Annotated in this window: 23 protein-coding genes; 4 read left to right on the top strand and 19 right to left on the bottom strand. The window is 46.0% G+C overall.

Translation table 11 applies throughout. The annotated features are described in order from the left end of the window. From M2125_RS09140 to M2125_RS09130, 3 genes are all read right to left on the bottom strand, one after another. On the bottom strand, positions 1 to 789 hold the full coding sequence (locus M2125_RS09140; RefSeq protein ID WP_280742859.1) for an amino acid ABC transporter permease: 789 nt from the start codon (positions 787 to 789) through the stop codon (positions 1 to 3). A gap of 31 nt (positions 790 to 820) precedes the next feature. Then, positions 821 to 1,747: an amino acid ABC transporter substrate-binding protein gene (locus M2125_RS09135; protein ID WP_280741427.1), complete on the bottom strand. Its 927-nt coding sequence runs from the start codon at positions 1,745 to 1,747 to the stop codon at positions 821 to 823. A gap of 198 nt (positions 1,748 to 1,945) precedes the next feature. After that, positions 1,946 to 3,193 carry a porin gene (locus M2125_RS09130; RefSeq protein ID WP_280742858.1) on the bottom strand — a complete coding sequence of 416 codons (1,248 nt, stop codon included), beginning with the start codon at positions 3,191 to 3,193 and terminating at the stop codon, positions 1,946 to 1,948. 207 nt (positions 3,194 to 3,400) lie between these two features. On the opposite strand from M2125_RS09130, the gene M2125_RS09125 reads away from it, so the two are divergent. Further along, positions 3,401 to 4,819 (top strand): tetratricopeptide repeat protein, encoded by a 1,419-nt coding sequence (locus M2125_RS09125; RefSeq protein WP_280742857.1) that lies wholly within the window; start codon positions 3,401 to 3,403, stop codon positions 4,817 to 4,819. A gap of 10 nt (positions 4,820 to 4,829) precedes the next feature. Here the strand turns inward: M2125_RS09125 and tatC are convergent, their stop codons facing one another. From tatC to hisB, 10 genes are all read right to left on the bottom strand, one after another. Further along, positions 4,830 to 5,609: a twin-arginine translocase subunit TatC gene (tatC, locus tag M2125_RS09120; protein WP_076024595.1), complete on the bottom strand. Its 780-nt coding sequence runs from the start codon at positions 5,607 to 5,609 to the stop codon at positions 4,830 to 4,832. A gap of 29 nt (positions 5,610 to 5,638) precedes the next feature. Next, the gene (tatB, locus tag M2125_RS09115) at positions 5,639 to 6,115 is read right to left on the bottom strand and encodes a Sec-independent protein translocase protein TatB (protein ID WP_076024594.1); all 477 of its coding nucleotides are present in this window, start codon (positions 6,113 to 6,115) and stop codon (positions 5,639 to 5,641) included. Between the two features lie 26 nt (positions 6,116 to 6,141). Beyond that, the gene (tatA, locus tag M2125_RS09110; protein ID WP_076024593.1) at positions 6,142 to 6,363 is read right to left on the bottom strand and encodes a Sec-independent protein translocase subunit TatA; all 222 of its coding nucleotides are present in this window, start codon (positions 6,361 to 6,363) and stop codon (positions 6,142 to 6,144) included. A 16-nt stretch (positions 6,364 to 6,379) separates the two neighbouring features. Next, a complete protein-coding gene (locus M2125_RS09105; RefSeq protein ID WP_076024592.1) occupies positions 6,380 to 6,736 on the bottom strand; it encodes a histidine triad nucleotide-binding protein in 357 nt (118 codons plus the stop codon). Positions 6,737 to 6,761: 25 nt separating this feature from the next. Then, the gene (locus M2125_RS09100) at positions 6,762 to 7,163 is read right to left on the bottom strand and encodes a phosphoribosyl-ATP diphosphatase (RefSeq protein ID WP_280741430.1); all 402 of its coding nucleotides are present in this window, start codon (positions 7,161 to 7,163) and stop codon (positions 6,762 to 6,764) included. Between the two features lie 62 nt (positions 7,164 to 7,225). Next, positions 7,226 to 7,633, bottom strand: a complete 408-nt coding sequence (gene hisI / locus M2125_RS09095; protein WP_280741473.1) for a phosphoribosyl-AMP cyclohydrolase — start codon at positions 7,631 to 7,633, stop codon at positions 7,226 to 7,228. A 25-nt stretch (positions 7,634 to 7,658) separates the two neighbouring features. Next, positions 7,659 to 8,417 (bottom strand): imidazole glycerol phosphate synthase subunit HisF, encoded by a 759-nt coding sequence (gene hisF, locus M2125_RS09090; protein ID WP_076024589.1) that lies wholly within the window; start codon positions 8,415 to 8,417, stop codon positions 7,659 to 7,661. A gap of 22 nt (positions 8,418 to 8,439) precedes the next feature. Further along, positions 8,440 to 9,201, bottom strand: coding sequence for a 1-(5-phosphoribosyl)-5-[(5-phosphoribosylamino)methylideneamino]imidazole-4-carboxamide isomerase (gene hisA, locus M2125_RS09085; RefSeq protein WP_280742856.1), 762 nt, complete (start codon positions 9,199 to 9,201; stop codon positions 8,440 to 8,442). A 20-nt stretch (positions 9,202 to 9,221) separates the two neighbouring features. Next, positions 9,222 to 9,881, bottom strand: coding sequence for an imidazole glycerol phosphate synthase subunit HisH (gene hisH, locus M2125_RS09080; RefSeq protein ID WP_280742855.1), 660 nt, complete (start codon positions 9,879 to 9,881; stop codon positions 9,222 to 9,224). Between the two features lie 55 nt (positions 9,882 to 9,936). Next, entirely contained in the window at positions 9,937 to 10,524 is a 588-nt protein-coding gene (gene hisB / locus M2125_RS09075) for an imidazoleglycerol-phosphate dehydratase HisB (protein ID WP_076024586.1), read from the bottom strand. A 116-nt stretch (positions 10,525 to 10,640) separates the two neighbouring features. On the opposite strand from hisB, the gene hisC reads away from it, so the two are divergent. The 3 genes from hisC to M2125_RS09060 all read left to right on the top strand — a co-directional run bounded on the left by hisC (position 10,641) and on the right by M2125_RS09060 (position 12,421). After that, on the top strand, positions 10,641 to 11,714 hold the full coding sequence (gene hisC, locus M2125_RS09070) for a histidinol-phosphate transaminase (protein WP_280742854.1): 1,074 nt from the start codon (positions 10,641 to 10,643) through the stop codon (positions 11,712 to 11,714). A gap of 106 nt (positions 11,715 to 11,820) precedes the next feature. Next, complete coding sequence (locus tag M2125_RS09065) at positions 11,821 to 12,099, top strand: type II toxin-antitoxin system RelE/ParE family toxin (protein ID WP_076024584.1); 279 nt, start codon at positions 11,821 to 11,823, stop codon at positions 12,097 to 12,099. 10 nt (positions 12,100 to 12,109) lie between these two features. Beyond that, positions 12,110 to 12,421 carry a HigA family addiction module antitoxin gene (locus M2125_RS09060; protein WP_076024583.1) on the top strand — a complete coding sequence of 104 codons (312 nt, stop codon included), beginning with the start codon at positions 12,110 to 12,112 and terminating at the stop codon, positions 12,419 to 12,421. Between the two features lie 6 nt (positions 12,422 to 12,427). Here the strand turns inward: M2125_RS09060 and hisD are convergent, their stop codons facing one another. Genes hisD through M2125_RS09030 form a run of 6 tightly spaced genes read right to left on the bottom strand, consistent with a single transcriptional unit; the run spans position 12,428 to position 17,568 of the window. Beyond that, complete coding sequence (hisD, locus tag M2125_RS09055; RefSeq protein ID WP_076024582.1) at positions 12,428 to 13,759, bottom strand: histidinol dehydrogenase; 1,332 nt, start codon at positions 13,757 to 13,759, stop codon at positions 12,428 to 12,430. 16 nt (positions 13,760 to 13,775) lie between these two features. Beyond that, positions 13,776 to 14,402 (bottom strand): ATP phosphoribosyltransferase, encoded by a 627-nt coding sequence (gene hisG / locus M2125_RS09050; protein WP_076024581.1) that lies wholly within the window; start codon positions 14,400 to 14,402, stop codon positions 13,776 to 13,778. A 20-nt stretch (positions 14,403 to 14,422) separates the two neighbouring features. Continuing rightward, entirely contained in the window at positions 14,423 to 15,697 is a 1,275-nt protein-coding gene (gene murA, locus M2125_RS09045) for a UDP-N-acetylglucosamine 1-carboxyvinyltransferase (protein ID WP_280741432.1), read from the bottom strand. Positions 15,698 to 15,727: 30 nt separating this feature from the next. Beyond that, positions 15,728 to 15,976, bottom strand: a complete 249-nt coding sequence (locus tag M2125_RS09040; RefSeq protein WP_076024579.1) for a BolA family protein — start codon at positions 15,974 to 15,976, stop codon at positions 15,728 to 15,730. A 57-nt stretch (positions 15,977 to 16,033) separates the two neighbouring features. After that, positions 16,034 to 16,819 carry an ABC transporter permease gene (locus M2125_RS09035; RefSeq protein ID WP_076024578.1) on the bottom strand — a complete coding sequence of 262 codons (786 nt, stop codon included), beginning with the start codon at positions 16,817 to 16,819 and terminating at the stop codon, positions 16,034 to 16,036. Then, entirely contained in the window at positions 16,816 to 17,568 is a 753-nt protein-coding gene (locus M2125_RS09030) for an ABC transporter ATP-binding protein (protein ID WP_280741474.1), read from the bottom strand. The genes M2125_RS09035 and M2125_RS09030 overlap by 4 nt, the downstream gene beginning before the upstream one ends.

Here is a 17,568-nt window from a genome sequence, read left to right as displayed (position 1 = left end):
CTAGTGTGCACCAGCGCTATTGACTGGAGAAATAAACCCAGGAATACGACTTCGCTTCTCTATCAAAGCCATTACGCGATTTACCGCAAAAGCAGATAGGGCATACAAGATTGTCACCGCCAAATAAATCTCAACCCCACGAGAAGTTTCTTCTTGGGACTGCATCGCAAATAATGTGAGCTCTGGCACTGAAACTGCAAATGCTACAGAAGAGTTCTTAATGAGATTCATGCTCTCTGAAGTTAAGGGTGGAATAACAATACGTAGAGCCATTGGCAAAATAACGTAGCGATAACTTTGCACAGTGGTTAAACCCAAAGCTGTAGCTGCGGCACGCTGCCCACTTGGCAGAGATTGAATGCCTGCCCTCACCTGCTCGGCAATTCGTGCTGAGGTAAAAAAGCCGAGAGCTAGACTCACCAGCCAATAAGCAGGCAATGCTTTTAAGGGCAGAATAAATGCTGGGATGACGTGATACCAAAGAAATACCTGCACCAAGATTGGAATATTTCTAAATAACTCAACCCAAGCAGTTGAAGCTCGCACCAATAACCTACTGAGACGCCCATTATCAGGAAGAGTCCGCAATGATCCCATAACAGCACCTAGAAGCAAGGCAATCATTAAACTCAAGCCAGATACCGCTAAAGTCCAACCCCAAGCTTTCATGAGCCAATCCAAATAACTTGGGTCGGCATTTTGACCAAGCCCAAGCAAAGAGGATAAGCAGTGATCAACCACTTCTCCATCTAAGGTGTTTTTACAAAAGACACCAAAATCTAAAGCCATATTAGCCTGCCTAAATTAAAAAAGAAGCGACTTATTTCTTTAAGTAATCTTCAGCAGGCTTGTTATTCAAATTAGCCCAGGCATTTTTTGTCGCGGGAGATAACTCAAGCCCTACAACAATATTTTTTGGTGGAATCGGCGATAAAAACCATTTATTCCACAGTTTAGGCATTGCACCACTAGCAACAATTTTTGCAATTGCAGCATCCACAGCAGCTAAAAACTCGGGATCATCTTTTCGAGTCATGATAGCAATTGGCTCAGTGCTGAGTACTTCACCAACGATTTTGTAGTCTTTTGGATTTTTGGAGTTAGCAATATTCCCCGCCAAAATAGAACCATCCATCACAAATGCATCAGCACGCCCAGACTCCAGCAACAAGAAGCTATCGGCATGATCTTTACCATATACCTCTTCAAAATTTACACCATTAGCCTTTTCATGTTGACGTAGCAACTTCACTGAAGTGGTGCCTGTTGTTGTGGCCACTTTTTTACCAGATAACTGAGCAATTGAAGTAATGCCTGAATTTGCTTTTACAGCAATACGCACCTCCTCAACATACAAGGTATACGCAAAATTAACGTCTTTCGCACGCGCAACGTTATTGGTCGTGGTACCACACTCGATATCTACTGTGCCGTTTTGGACCAAGGGTACGCGATTTTGAGAGGTGACTGGCTGATAGTTAATCTGGATCGTCTTCATGCCAAGCTTATCTTTAATATCGGCCAAAATCATGCGGCAAATTTCAACATGATAGCCATCAAAGCGATTATCACCAGTGGTGTAAGACATCGGAATGGAGGACTCACGTACCCCCATCGTTACGGCTCCAGAAGATTTAATCTTATCTAGAGTGGCACTTGCTGCCAAAGCCGCCTGAGAAACGGATAGACCGCAAGCAATGAATAAAAGAGAGGCTAAAAGCGCTCGCACTGGCTTATTGGATGTCATATTGCCCTTATTAATAATGAGTATTCACTAAATCTCCATTCCATATGATCTACACAATACATTCTTCGGTCAAGTGGGATTTATCAGGATATTTGCCAGCTCAAGAAAAGGAAGTCATAAAGAAAAAACCCACCGTGTTTCCACAGTGGGTTAATTTAATACCAAACTAATCATCAACTAGCTTACGCTAGCGTTAAATTAGAAAGTGTGACGTACGCCAATACCGTAGTTGTTCATGCTACCACCAACAGTTGTACCTGAAGCTGTAGCAGCTGTAGATGTTACTGTTGAACCGTAGATAGCGTACAAGTTTGTACGCTTGCTCAACCAGTAGTTAGAACCTAACTGCCAGCCATTGAAGTTAGCTGTTGGTTGTGTAGTACCAAAAGTTGTGTAACGGCCTAAACCAGCAGATGCCCAAGCTTCAACAGTTGGAGTGATGTAGCTACGAACACCGATCTGCTCAGCAGAACGCTTACCGTAGTAGTTAGTGTTATCAGTGTCAGTTGCTTTACGTGTTACGTACTGAGCATAGGCCTTCAAGATACCGAAATCATATGTTGCAGCAGCATAGAGTTGGTTGTCTTGCACGTTAGAAGCTGTGCCAGTAATTGAAGCAGCAGCAGGGGCCACAGGGGCAGTAGTTGCGCCGTTAGCCTGTTGGTTAGCCCAGATTGCTGTCAAGTCGTTAGCAATGGTTTGTTGCTTCAGAGCTTGGTAAGCAGCAGTAATGTAGAGCTTGTTGTATGTGTAATCAGCCTCTAAACCCCAACCTGAAGCATTGGTGTTACCACCAGTAGTTAATGTAGCACCAGTAGTTTGAGTTTGATTCTTGTCGTTCAATGTGTAGATACCGCTTGCTTGGAAGCCGCTAAAGTTAGCAGTTTGGAAGCTCAATGTGTTAGCTGTGCGGTTAGTAAAGCCTAAGTTATTTGTTCCAGCTTGGCCAGAAGTAATACCTGAAGAACCAGCATAGATAACGTTACCAGTCATATTGTTCAACTGACCAACATCGGTTGCAGCGGCAGCGTTAAATACTGGTGTGTACTGTAAACCAACAGCAACTTGACCAATCTTGTTATCTTTCAAACCAACAAATGTTTGACGGTTGTTCAAACCACCTGCTGTATTACCAGACAAAGTTTGGTCAGCTGGGTAGAGGTAGAACTCAGCAGTGAAGAAAGCAGACTTACCGTTGCCCAAATCTTCGCTACCTTTGAAACCTAAACGTGATGTTTGCTCAGCAGATTGGCCAAATTGGCTAACTGTTGATTTAGCTGTACCTTGGTTGTAACCAGCAGTGTTGCCCTTAGAAGAGTCTTGAACACTAGTGTTACCACCGATATAACCAACGTCCAAAATACCGTAAACGGTTACGCTGGACTGAGCTTGAGCAGCAGACGCAAATGCGCCGATTGCTGCAACTGCTAATAGCGATTTTTTCATTCTTTAAATCTCCATAAATTGAAAGTAATGCCCAAATAAACTGGGACCTACGAATTTTGCTTGGTTTGCCCAGCTAGACTGAGGGTCAGGGTATTTAGGAGTTATTTTTGCTTGTCAAAAGGCAGTTTTTTGGCTTTCTTCGTTGTATCACTGCAACAAGAGCTCTGTTTTTGTGTGTTTTAGGGCCTGGGATGTCAAAATTGTCATATGGCAAGCCGTGAATTCTTAAAAATCCTTAAATCAGCCCGCTTAGGTGATGTTTCCGCGCAACAACAATTAGCCTCAGCCTATCTGACTGGCGCTTTTAATACGCCAATTCAGCCGGCTAACGCCTTGATTTGGCTAGAGAAATCAACTATTTCAATTGCAAATCAGGTACTTAGCAATTCAAGCTCAAGTAATACAAACAATTCTTTATTTCTTGACCAAGTCTCCGCTATTCCACTGGCAGATACCTTTCATTCGCCTGCATTTGGCTTTGGCTGGCGGACTTTTTGGGAGATAGCAGAGGCCAATACCCCCTTTAGCGCTGCTGCTCAATGGCAACTTGCTGACTTGCTATTAAATCCCCTAAAGAAAACACTGCAAATTGAACTTGCACGCTGGCTTGAACTACATCAACCCAATATTGGATTTTCAGAGCGTCAAGAGAAGGCCAAAAATTATCTGTTTGCATTAGCTCAGTCTGATTCGGTTTTTACCCCCCAAGCAAAAGAGCTATTAATTAAATTGCAACCAAAAAATGAGGCCCTCTCCTCACTGTGGTCTGCTTGGCTTGCCGATAAGAATGAAGATGCCTTGATCCAAGCTGCCGAATTAGGTCTAACAGCTGCCAAACTCACACTTGGTTTACAGCTTGCACAATTGGATGAATCGCCAGCATCCAAAAATATTACTGGCAATAAATCAAACGCCTCACTTAAAAAAGCGGCTCATTGGTTAGAGCTTGCCGCCAAAGATGGAGATCGAGACGCTTGGTATGCCTTAGGAGAAATTTACCGTCGCCCCCAGTTTTCTGGATATAACGCCAAGGAGAGTGATCGTTGCTTTGAGAATGCAGCTGACCTTGGTCATCCACAAGCACAATTTAGAAGGGGTGCCAACTTATGGCGCAAACGTGAAAAGCTGCAAGAAAACGTACGTGGACTCCAAGCATCTTATTGGGTATGGCAAGCACACCAGCAAGGCGTTCCTGAAGCAGGTGAATTACTTGGCAAAATTTTAGAGAGTACCCCCCACCCCAAAAAGAATGACTGGTACGCCTTAGCCTCCTTTGCAGAGCAAGCTCTAGAAAATCATGCTGAACATAAAATTGAGGAGGAATGGGGATTGTTGTGCCATCGCCTCATCATTGCCAATCAATTTAATTTAAGCAAAGCAGAGTTATTACTTTGCGAAGTTGGTCAACTGCAGCACGAGCATTGTGTTGTGGTTGATATTCGCTATGAGCTACCTAAAATTTTGCCGCGCTTGATTCAGATAGACACTATTAAACAGCGTCGTTCTTTGCTCGCCGCTGGCAAAGCGTTTGCTGGAACGGAATCAGAAGAGGGGAATCTGCGCCAACGCCGTTATCGCTTTGATCGAGTATGCGCCTGGTTAAACGAAACTTTTGCTGTTGCCTAAGCTCTAAATATTAGCTATTGGCGCCTGGTATTTCTTCTTCATCTGATGGCTTAGGTGCATAAAAACGCGCTACCAAGATACCCAATTCATAAAGAAGAACCATCGGGACAGCCAAGAGCAATTGTGAGAGCACATCTGGTGGCGTCACCACGGCAGCCACAATGAAAGCCCCAACTACCACATAGGGACGAATCTCTTTGAGCTTTGCCAGAGAGACCATGCCCATACGAACCAGTACAACCACTACTACCGGCACCTCAAAGGTAATACCAAAGGCTAAAAAGGTGGTCATCGCAAAACTGAGGTAATTATCAATGTCAGTAGACATTTCCGCACCCAGTGGAGCGTTGTAGTGGGCCATAAAGCGAAAGACTGTTGGGAATACCAAGAAGTAGGCAAATGACATGCCTACTATGAATAAAGCGTAGCTACTAATCACCAAGGGCAAAATGAGTCTACGCTCATGCAGATAAAGGCCAGGCGCAATAAATGCCCAAAGTTGATACATCACCACTGGCAATGCAATTAAGAAGGCGACTAGCATGGTGACCTTCATCGGCACAAAGAAGGATCCAGTCACATCAGTCACAATCATCTTACCGCCGGCGGGTAAAGCCTCCAGCAAAGGCTGGGCAAACAAATGGAAAATATCAGGCGCCCAATAAACCAAACAAACGAAGGCAAGCAGAATTGCTGCAGAGGCTTTAATAATCCGATCGCGCAACTCAAAGAGATGCGAGAGAAAGGATTCTTGCAAACCGGAATCTTCGGTGGACTGGTTTTCCGTCATGAATAAATAATTACTTTTAATGAGCAGTGTTATTTGAGAGCGCTATGGTGAAAGCGCTTCATTCTAGCTGCACCAGATTGCACGCGTGTGCGCATACCAGAGCTGCGCTTGTACCAGGTAGGACGCGCCGCCCTTTTAACACCCCAACTATTTCGGCCTTGACGTTTTGTTTTACGCAGAACCTCGACCTCATCCAAGACAGGTCTTGTGAAATTACTTTCATAGATATCGGCCTGATCGCTTAAATGGGCATTCGCCTCTTGCACAGTTGAGTGAATACTATTCTCAACTTCCTTCAAGGCAGCGGCACTCTCCTCGCGTAGCTGCTTAAATTCTTCGACTTCCATCTGGCGATTGACTTCAGATTTCACTTCAGCCATGTAGCGCTGTGCGCGCCCTAGTAAAGTGCCTGCCATCCGGGCAACCTTAGGTAGACGCTCAGGGCCGACTACCACCAAAGCGACTACTGCGATGAGTGCGAGTTTGGATACGCCAAGATCAATCATTTAGATTGCCGCACTCGCCTATCAACTTATTTGTTTACGTCTTTAGCATGCACATCTACAGTGTGATCTGTAGGAGCCGCATTTTGACTGATTTGCTCTTTGGTCTCAGTGCCAGATTGCATGCCTTCTTTGAAGCCCTTCACGGCACCGCCTAAATCTTGGCCAATGTTGCGTAATTTTTTGGTGCCAAACACCATCATCACAATGACCAACACAATTAACCAATGCCAAATGCTAAATGAACCCATTTTTACTCTCCTTGGATTATTTTTTCCAGGGGCGTGGACCGCCCATCACATGCAAATGCAGGTGATACACCTCCTGCCCTCCATCTACACCATTGTTCACCATCACGCGGAAACCACCCTCTTTACCTGGGCGACATCCTTGCTCTTTGGCAAGACGCGGTGCTAATTCCATCATTCTACCTAGCAAAGGCGCATCGCTGGCTTCTGCAGCCTCCAACATGGGGATATGCTTTTTAGGAATCATCAAGAAATGCACTGGCGCTGCCGGATGAATGTCTTTAAAGGCACAAATCTCATCATCTTCGTACACTTTTGCCGAAGGTATTAATCCTTGAGAAATCTTGCAAAACAAGCAATTGGGGTCGTGAGTCATGCGTTTGCCCTTACTTTTTTTCTTTTTACTCTTGACCGGCTGCTTTTCTAGCAGCCTTTTCTTCAATTCCAGAAGTACCTAGCCTGCGCTCAAGCTCAGCGATGATGTCTTCGGGACGAAGTTCAAACTGGGATAAAGCAATGAGGCAATGAAACCAAAGGTCTGCCATCTCTCCGATGAGAAGTTGTTGCTGTTGGATCGACAAGCCAGCGTGCCGGGCATCTTTGGCTGCCATCACAGTCTCGGTAGCCTCTTCTCCTATTTTTTTCAAAATGCCGTCATCACCCTTCGAAAAGAGCAAAGCAGTATAGGAAGTCTTAGGATCAGCTATGCCCAACTTAAAAGCATCACGTCGCTGATCAACCACGTCAGCCAAATGCGCCAATGCAGAATCTAAGTTTTTGGAAGAATTCGCCGAACTAGTCATGCAGCAATTTTATGTCTTTTATGGAAAAGAAGTGCTTTAAGTGAGAATTGAGCCTCATTTCCCTATTTTTTGGATTGAGACTCATCTACCCAGCAGGCACTGTCAGAGTCCCACCGCTTAAAGAAGCAGCTATGCTCCCCCGTATGACAGGCAATACCGTCTTTTTGCTCCACTACCAGCAAAATCGTATCGCCATCACAATCAAGATGGATTTCTCTCACCTTTTGTGTGTGGCCTGATTCCTCGCCCTTATGCCAAAGTTTTTGCCTTGACCGAGTCCAGTAAACCGCCTCACCCAAACGTAGAGTAGCCAACAAGGCATCTCGATTCATCCAGGCCATCATTAAGATATCTTTACTACCTAACTCTTGTGCAATCACCGGCACCAAACCTTGCTCATTCCAGGTCACTTCATCTAACCAGGTGCCGGCTTGCAAATTTTCAACAGGGGCAAATGTCTTTGTTTGCATATTCATCAATATCCGTAATGTCCGCTTAGATCCGCACGGGAATACCTTGGCTAGCCATATATTCTTTTGCCTGTTTTACGGTGAACTCACCATAATGAAAAATACTTGCAGCTAAAACTGCATCTGCATGGCCCTTTGTAATGCCATCGACTAAATGCTGGAGATTACCAACGCCACCGGATGCAATCACGGGCACACTCACAGCATCGCTTACGGCTGCAGTTAATTCAAGATCAAAACCATCTTTACTGCCATCACGGTTCATGCTCGTTAAGAGAATCTCGCCAGCACCACGTTTTGCAACCTCACCAGCCCAAGTCACTACATCCATTCCAGTGGCTGTTCTGCCGCCGTGAGTAAATACCTCCCAGCTACCAGAGTCCGTTTTTTTCGCATCTATAGCCACCACAATGCACTGCGAGCCGTAATAAGCTGCTGCATCTGAAACTAAATCGGGGTTGGCTACTGCTGATGAATTCATGCTCACTTTATCAGCGCCCGCATTGAGTAAACGACGCACATCACCAACAGCCCGTACTCCACCGCCAACAGTCAGGGGAATAAACACTTGTGAGGCCACATCTTCAATGATATGAAGAATTAAATCACGCCCATCCGAGGTTGCCGTGATATCTAAAAAGGTTAATTCATCGGCACCTTGTAGATCATAGCGACGTGCAATTTCTACTGGGTCGCCTGCATCTCGCAGACCAACGAAATTCACCCCTTTAACAACACGGCCAGCCGTCACATCCAGACAGGGGATGATACGTTTGGTTAACACTTGCGGTTCGCTCGCACTAGCATTAAATAATTTTCTTGGTGAACTGAAGGGTCAGTTCATCCGCATACTTTTGCGCAGCAGTTAAATCTAGATCGCCAGCATAAATAGAGCGGCCAGCAATCACACCCATAATGCCCTCTTCTTCCGCTCTGCACAGCGCTTCAATATCTTGATTGTTTGATAGGCCGCCACTAGCAATCACTGGAATGCGTATCGCCTGAGCCAATTTAATGGTGGCATCCATGTTGATACCCTTGAGCATACCGTCGCGACCAATGTCCGTATAGATAATGGCTTCGACCCCATAATCTTCAAATTTTTTAGCCAAATCAATCACTTCATGACCTGTGATCTTGCTCCAACCATCGGTAGCCACTTTGCCATCACGTGCATCCAAGCCAACCATGATGTGCCCCGGAAATGCAGTACAGGCATCTTGCACAAACCCTGGGCTTTTGACTGCTGCAGTACCAATGATGACCGTGCTAATTCCATCATCTAGTAAACGCTCGATCGTATCTAAATCACGAATACCACCACCCAATTGAACCGGAATCTCATCGCCCACTGCTTTTAAGATCGATTTAATGGCTGACTCATTCTTTAACTTCCCCGCAAAAGCACCGTTCAAGTCAACCAAATGCAAACGGCGGGCACCTTTGCTAATCCAATGCGCGGCCATTGCCCCTGGGTCTTCTGAGAAAACAGTAGCCCTATCCATATCACCTTGTTCGAGTCGAACACAGTGACCGTCTTTTAAATCAATTGCAGGAATCAGCAGCATAGTAGTGCGTTAGAGAGTTATTAAGGTTGCCAAGAAACAAAATTTTTATACAGCTTTAATCCGTATTCTGCACTTTTTTCTGGATGAAATTGTGTCGCGAAAATATTATCCCGTGCCACTGCAGAGGTAAACCAATCGCCATACTCAGTTGAGCCAGCGATATCATCCTGATTCTGTGGTGTCACATAGTAGCTATGCACAAAGTAAAAGCTGCTTAAATCTGGAATACCTTCCCAGAGGGGGTGTTTTTTATCTTGCCGAACTTGATTCCAGCCCATATGGGGAACTTTATAGGCAGAACCATCGGGCTGCAGCTTTCCAGCCAATTCAAAACGCCATACATCACCCGGTATTAAGCCCAGGCATTTTGTCCATGCTGAATGCGCACCAGAACGAATCTCAGCACTTTGATCAAAAAGCATTTGTTCACCAACACAAACGCCTAACAGGGGTTTATTTTTGGCAGCCTCTAAAAGGGCATGAAGCAGGCCTGATTCTTTGAGATGCCTCATACAATCAGGCATTGCTCCCTGACCAGGCAGTACCACGCGCTGGGCAGTCATGATCTCCTCAGGAGTGCGCGCAATGAGTACATTAGCATCTGGCGCTACATGATGAAAGGCTTGATAGACCGAACGAAGGTTGCCCATTCCATAGTCTACGATCGCAATTGTTTGCACTAACTAATAACCTATTTTCTGCTGTATTTTCACCAAACAATTAGGGCAATATCAATTACAGACTGCCTTTGGTGGATGGAACAGCACCGGATGCACGTGGATCAATCTCCAATGCCATGCGCAAAGCACGGCCAAAGGCCTTGAAAACCGTTTCAATTTGATGATGCGCGTTAATACCGCGCAAATTGTCAATGTGAAGGGTCACTCCAGCATGGTTCACAAATCCGCGGAAAAATTCAATGCTCAAGTCCACATCGAAGTCACCTACTCGCGCACGGGTAAAAGGCACATTAAATTCTAAGCCTGGACGGCCAGAAAAATCGATGACAACCCGGGAAAGCGTTTCATCCAAAGGAACGTAGGAGTGGCCATAGCGAGTAATGCCCGCCTTATCACCAACCGCCTTTGCAAAAGCTTGTCCCAAGGTGATTCCCACATCCTCAACCGTGTGATGATCATCAATGTGGGTATCACCCTTTGCGATCACTTTTAAATCAATCATGCCGTGACGGGCAATTTGATCGAGCATATGATCTAAGAAAGGTACGCCAGAGGCGAGCTCTGCCTTACCAGTGCCATCTAAATTGATAGCAATTTGAATTTTGGTTTCCGAAGTGTTTCGGGTAACGTCGGCTTGCCGCATGCTTCATTGCGCCGCGAGGCGAAGTGTTGATTGAAGCCTCATAATATCATTCCTAAAGGCAGTACAAATATCCAAATTGCCTAACTTTCTACCCAATTTTTAACTTGAGCACCCTCATGAGCCGCTTTTGGAGTCCTACAGTACAAAACTTAACCCCATACGTGCCCGGGGAACAACCGCAGATGCAGCGTTTGGTAAAGCTCAATACAAATGAGAGTCCTTATGGACCATCCCCTAAGGCATTAGCGGCTATTAACAGCCAAAACAATGCCGATTTGCGTCTTTATCCTGATCCAGAAGGATTGGCGTTGAAAAAAGCCATTGCTCATTTACATGGTCTGGAGCCAAACCAAGTTTTCTTGGGCAATGGCTCAGATGAAGTCTTGGCCCACGTTTTCCTGGGCCTACTAAAGCACCAAGATGCCGTTCTTTTTCCGGACATCACCTACAGTTTCTATCCCGTGTACTGCAAACTCTTTGGTATCGAATACCAAACCATTCCGCTCGGTCCAGAATTTGAAATCCGCACAGCAGATTACATAAAGCCCAACGGGGGCATTATTTTCCCCAATCCGAATGCCCCAACCGGTAAAGCATTGCCTCGCTCTGAAATCGAAGCACTCCTCTCTGAAAATAAAAATTCTGTTGTAGTAATCGATGAGGCATATGTCGATTACGGGACAGCATCCTGCATTCCTCTGCTGCACGGGGCTGCTTGCCCCGAAAACTTATTGGTCGTACATACACTCTCAAAGTCACGGGCTCTAGCTGGCCTGCGTGTTGGATTTGCAGTGGGCCATCCAGATCTGATTGCTGGTCTTGAGCGTGTTAAGAATAGCTTCAACTCCTACCCACTCGGTCGGCTAGCACAAGCAGGTGCAATTGCCGCAATTGAGGATCAAGCGCATTTACTTGAAACCACCAACAAGGTCATGCAAACGCGTAAATGCTTGGTTGAAGAATTAAAAGCGTTGGGCTTTGAAACCCTCCCCTCAAGTGCCAACTTTATTTTGACTCGCCACCCACAACGGGCAGGTGAAGATCTCTATCAAGCATTACGCGAGCGTGGCATCATCGTCCGCCACTTCAAATCACCACGGATCGCAGATTACTTACGCATCACCATTGGGACAGACGAACAAAGCAATGAATTGGTAATGGCACTAAAAGATATCACCAATAACTTTTAAACCTTCGATTTACCTCAAACACACCATATTGATTGGCCTACCAAGTAAAAAGGTTGGTCTCGTACAAAAGTTTACTGTTTACCGATAAGTGATATAAAATACACATATGATTCAATCGTTCAAATGTGCTGATACGGAAAATCTTTTCATTACTGGCAAAACAAGGCATTTTTCTTCGATTAAGTCAGTTGCAGAGCGAAAGCTGCAGCAGTTAGATAGCGCGGTCACTTTATGCTTCCTAAGATCGCCACCGGGCAATCATCTTGTGAGCTTGAGTGGAAAGCACTCTAATCAATATAGCATTCGCGTTAATGTGCAGTGGTGGATCTGTTTTATTTGGACTGAATTAGGGCCCGCAAATGTGGAAATAGTTGACTACCACTAATGGAGAAGTTATGAAGAATGGAATGAGAGCGATTCACCCTGGTGAAATATTAAGGGAAGACTATCTATTACCCTTAGGCATGAGTGCGAATGCGCTGGCAAAAGCCTTACATGTAACTCCCGCAAGAATTAATGATGTCGTAAGAGAGCTAAGGGGAATTACGCCTGATACGGCATTACGTTTAGCGCGTTATTTTGGAGGCGATGCACAATCTTGGCTAAATCTCCAACAAGCTTATGACCTGAAGAAAGCTGAAAAGGCTGTCGCCAAGAAAATTGCTAATGAGATTCAGCCTCTATCCTTAGAACGGCTAGCTGCTTAAGAACCTCTAAAGTACTGTCTTGAGCCTCATCTCCGCTGCACGAGCATGGGCTTGTAAACCCTCACCATGAGCCAAGGTGCTAGCAACAGCGCCTAAAGTTTGAGCACCAGCCTCACTTACTTCAATCATGCTTGAGCGCTTGATAAAGTCATACACACCCAAGGGTGATGAGAAGCGGGCAGTTCGGGCGGTTGGTAAAACGTGATTAGGGCCAGCGCAGTAGTCACCTAGTGACTCACTGGTGTAGTGACCCATAAAGATCGCACCCGCATGGCGAATCATGTCAGCCCACTTACGTGGCTCTGCTGCGCAGATCTCCAAATGCTCTGCAGCAATGGCATTGGCTATCTCACAGGCCTGGGACATATCCTCAACCTGAATCAATAAAGCACGGTTAGTCAAAGAAGTTTCGATGACTTTTCTTCTCGGCATCTCAGGAAGTAATTTACTAATACTGACCTGAACTTGCTCAATAAATTGAGCATCAGGACAGAGCAAAATGGATTGCGCTAATTCATCATGCTCTGCTTGAGAGAACAGATCCATCGCAACCCAATCGGGATTGCTTGTGCCATCAGCAATCACCAAGATTTCTGAGGGGCCGGCAATCATATCGATCCCCACAAGCCCAAATACACGTCTTTTAGCTGCGGCTACAAAGGCGTTTCCTGGGCCTACAATTTTGTCTACAGATGGTATGGTTTGCGTGCCATATGCCAAAGCACCTACGGCCTGAGCACCACCGATAGTAAATACGCGATCCACTCCTGATAAATGGGCCGCTGCCAGGACTAGAGGATTGCGCGCACCATCGGGTGTGGGTACAACCATGATGACTTCTTTAACACCAGCAACTTTTGCAGGAATGGCATTCATCAAAACAGAAGATGGGTAAGCAGCTTTACCGCCCGGGACATAAATTCCAACGCGATCAAGTGGTGTTACTTTTTGACCTAGACGTGTGCCATCGGCTTCCTCGTACTCCCAAGAGTGGCAACCTGCCTCTATTTTTTGCCGCTCGTGATAAGCGCGTACGCGCTGTGCCGCAACATCTAATGCACTCTTTTGCTCGGCAGATAAAGTATCGTAAGCAAGCTTAAGCTCTTGCCGAGAAATTTCTAACTGCGCAACACTGGTAACATTTAAACGATCAAATTGATGTGTCAGTGCAATCACCGCTTCATCGCCTCGCGACTTCACGTCAGCCAAAATGCGCACAACCGCAGCATCAATTGCCTCATCATCTGCCATCGGCAAAGAGAGGCTTGATAAGAGGGTTTCTCTAAAGCCGGGGTCTTGGCTTGTTAAGCATTTAATCGGAATGCGTACTGAGGACATGAATAATTAGCTTGTCTTACTTGAGTAGTTCAAAAATGGGCTGGAGTTGAGCACGCTTGCGTTTGTAAGATGCTTGATTCACCACTAAACGAGCGCTGATGTCGGCCATCGGCTCGACCTCAACCAGACCGTTTGCGCGCAAAGTGTTGCCTGTGGAAACCAAGTCTACGATCGCATCGGCCATACCAACCAGAGGCGCAAGCTCCATCGAACCATAGAGCTGGATGGTATCGACATGCACGCCCTTGTTTGCAAAATGTTCACGGGCACAATTGACATATTTGGTGGCCACCTTCAAACGGGAGCCTTGCTTGACTGCAGCTGCGTAATCAAAACCTTCGCGAACCGCTACAGACATACGGCACTTGGCGATACCTAAATCATAAGGAACATAGAGTCCGTCAGTTCCTTTTTCCATCAGTACATCTAGTCCAGCCACACCAAAATCTGCGCCACCGAATTGCACATAGCTAGGTACATCCGAAGCACGCACAATAATGAGACGCACCTCTGGATTGGAGGTCTCAATAATCAGTTTGCGTGACTTCTCTGGATCCTCTAAGGGACGAATTCCGACCTTAGCCAGAATGTCAGCAGTTTCTTCGAAGATGCGCCCCTTCGAGAGGGCTAGTGTTAACTTCATGGACTAATTATCCACCAGGCTTACTTGACGCGCACAATGTTGGCCCCCAAGAGGGTCAACTTCTGCTCCATACGGTCATAACCGCGGTCGAGGTGATAAATCCGATCAACCTGTGTCTCACCTTGAGCTGCTAAACCAGCAATCACCAAGCTTGCTGATGCCCTTAAATCGGTGGCCATCACAATGGCCCCTGAAAGCGCTTCTACCCCTTGGGCAATTGCGGTATTGCCCTCAATAGCAATATCGGCACCGAGGCGATTTAATTCTTGAACGTGCATGAAACGGTTTTCAAAGATAGTTTCAGTAATCGTTGCATTACCCGAGGCTATTGCATTGACTGCCATTAACTGCGCCTGCATATCTGTTGGGAAGGCTGGATACTCAGAGGTACGGAAGCTCACTGCCTTTGGACGCCCACTCATCGATGCCTTAATCCAGTCAGAGCCCACCTCCATCTTCAAGCCTGCTTCCTGTAATTTCACAATCACCGCATCTAAGGTGCCCGGACGACAGTGCTTTACTAAGATCTCACCTCCAGCAGCGGCAACAGCACATAAGAAGGTTCCCGCTTCAATGCGATCCGGAATCACCGAATGCTCTGCGCCGTGCAACTTGTCTACACCCTCAATGACCAAGCGATCAGTACCAATGCCTGTGATTTTGGCACCCATTTTGACCAACAGCTCTGCTAAGTCACCAACCTCGGGTTCGCGTGCTGCATTTTCTAGAATGGTCGTACCGTTAGCCAAGCTTGCAGCCATCAGCAAATTTTCCGTACCAGTCACAGTGATCATGTCGGTCAAAATCGAAGCGCCTTTTAAGCGATTCTGCGGAGATGGCGTTTCTGCCTGAATATAGCCGCCCTCAATTTTGATGGTGGCGCCCATCGCTTTGAGGCCTTTGATATGTTGATCGACAGGACGGGCCCCAATTGCGCAACCTCCAGGCAGAGAGACTTTTGCACTGTGCATTCTGGCAAGCAAAGGGCCTAATACCAAGATGGAAGCACGCATGGTTTTAACCATCTCATACGTTGCTTCAGAGCTTTTTATATTTCCTGCATCTAGCGCCACATAACTTCGGTCAGCTGCATCTGGAAAACGCACTTCAACACCAATCTCCTGCAAAAGCTTGAGCATAGTGCGCACATCCTGCAAATCAGGCACGTTACGCAAGGTAATCGTTTGATCGGTCAATAGGCATGCGCACAAAATCGGTAATGCCGCATTTTTAGCTCCGGCAATAATCACCTCTCCCTGCAGAGGGCTGCCACCGACCATTCGTAATTTATCCATCAAGCAATCTCGTAATAGCGAATTAATTTTTTATGAAGCTGACTGCGCAGCAAATTCATCGGGAGTAAAAGCTTTGATAGAGAGTGCATGCACTTCTGCTTTCATGCGATCACCCATGGCGCCATAAACCAATTGGTGACGCTGAACCAAACGTTTACCCTCAAAATCTGGGCTCACAATGGTTGCAAAAAAATGCTGTCCATCACCCTCAACCTGAATATGAGTGCAAGGCAAACCCTGCTTGATATAGCCCTCAATTTGCTCGGGGGTTGGCAACATCTCAATCTCCTAATGGGAAGTGGGTAACAAAAAGGTAAAAAAAATACATACCAAGTTTTAATGCCGTAACTTATAGCCTTTTTGTAGTAAGCGCAATGCAATAGTAGAAACTACAATAAAGAAGCACAACACGATTGCCAGACTCTTCCATGGGGAAATATCAGATACCCCAAAGAAACCAAAACGGAATCCATCGATCATATAAAAGAATGGGTTGAAATGGGAGACGGCCTGCCATGTTGGTGGCAAGGAATGAATCGAATAAAACACACCCGATAACATTGTGGCGGGCATGATGATGAAATTCTGGAATGCTGCCAGCTGGTCATACTTATCCGCCCAAATCCCGGCAATTAAACCCATGCTACCCAAAATGGCCGCCCCTAAAAAAGCAAAAACCATAATCCATAAAGGATACTCAAGCGCAGGGGAAAAATACCATGCGGTTGCCAGAAAAACACCAGTGCCTACGACTACACCACGACAAACAGCAGCTAAGACATAAGCTCCATAGAATTCAAAATGACTCAGGGGCGAGAGCAAAACAAACACGAGATTACCTGTCACCTTAGATTGAATCAAGGAAGAGGAGGTATTAGCAAAAGCATTTTGCAAAACACTCATCATGACCAAACCAGGTATCAGAAAAGCGGCATAACTTATGCGGCCATAGACTTCCTTACCCTCTAGTACATGACCGAAAATCATCAGATAAAGAATTGCCGTTAGGACAGGTGCTGCTACGGTCTGAAAGGCTACCTTATAAAAACGCTTTACTTCCTTGCGCAATAAAGTGGGGAAGCCGCTGCCATACTTCAGTGGAGGATTTTTTACATTCTTCACAGTGCATTCCCAGCCATGATGTTGAGAAACACATCTTCAAGATCTGTTTTTCCTTCGCCATCTTTTTTCACCGAACCATAGCGACTTAATAGATTAGCAGTGGTATCTAAAGCCACAATCTTTCCTTGCTTGAGCATGGCAATACGCTGACACAAAGCCTCGGCTTCCTCAAGGTAATGCGTTGTCAACACAATCGTATGGCCATCTTGATTAAGCCTGCTAATAAATTGCCATAAAGATTGGCGCAATTCCACATCTACTCCTGCGGTTGGCTCATCAAGAATGATCACTGGCGGGCGATGCACTAAAGCCTGAGCAACTAACACTCGACGTTTCATACCACCTGATAAGGAGCGCATATTACTGTCAGCCTTATTGGTGAGTCCTAAGTTGGCAATAATTTCGTCGATCCAAGCCTCGTTATTTTTAATCCCAAAATAACCCGATTGAAATTGCAAGGTTTCACGAACCGTGAAAAAAGGATCAAACACCAACTCTTGGGGAACAACACCCAGCATGCGACGTGCCTGACGAAAGTCAGCCTGTACGTTCGCCCCCATGATTGCGGCACTGCCCGAATCGGCACTAACCAAACCGGCCAATATAGAAATCAGGGTAGTCTTGCCGGCACCATTGGGTCCAAGCAAACCAAAAAATTCTCCTGGTCCAATCGTGAGCGATACGTTATCAAGGGCCTGCAGAGCACCATAGCGCTTCGATATATTTTTAACCGATATAGCAGCGTGCAT

Origin of the sequence: Polynucleobacter sphagniphilus (assembly GCF_029892205.1) — a bacterium.
GTDB classification, from domain to species: domain Bacteria; phylum Pseudomonadota; class Gammaproteobacteria; order Burkholderiales; family Burkholderiaceae; genus Polynucleobacter; species Polynucleobacter sphagniphilus.
The sequence above is the reverse complement of the archived record's forward strand: the minus strand, read 5'-3'. Positions and strand labels throughout refer to the sequence as shown.